This window comes from Neisseria sp. WLZKY-1 (genome assembly GCF_046546535.1).
GTDB lineage: Bacteria > Pseudomonadota > Gammaproteobacteria > Burkholderiales > Neisseriaceae > Neisseria.
In genome coordinates, this window is record NZ_JBKGTW010000148.1 from 1 (window position 1) to 310 (window position 310).

Here is a 310-nt window from a genome sequence, read left to right on the forward strand (position 1 = left end):
CAATCATGGCTTGGGCGGTTTGCCGGAAGAAGGTGCTCATGGAAAATCCCCTAAATGTCTTGGTGGGAATTTAGGGGATTTGGGGGGATTTTGCAAAGGTCTCCGAATGGGTTTTCATTGTTGCTTTTTCTGGAAAAGTGTTGGGGCTGTCCTAGATAACTCAGGAGATTCCGTTTAAGTTAGAATTTTCCTTATGAGAAAAAGTCATCTGAGTCAGTACAAACAAAACAAACTGATTGAGCTATTCGTAGCAGGCGTAACCGCCCGTACGGCTGCCGAATTGGCGAATGTCAACAAAAGCACGGCTGCG

Annotated in this window: 1 pseudogene; it reads left to right on the plus strand. The window is 45.8% G+C overall.

Annotation, left to right across the window (positions count from 1 at the left end):
• Positions 1-193: 193 nt before the first annotated feature.
• Positions 194-310, plus strand: a pseudogene (locus ACLD9W_RS12605) (IS1595 family transposase); the annotation flags it as partial.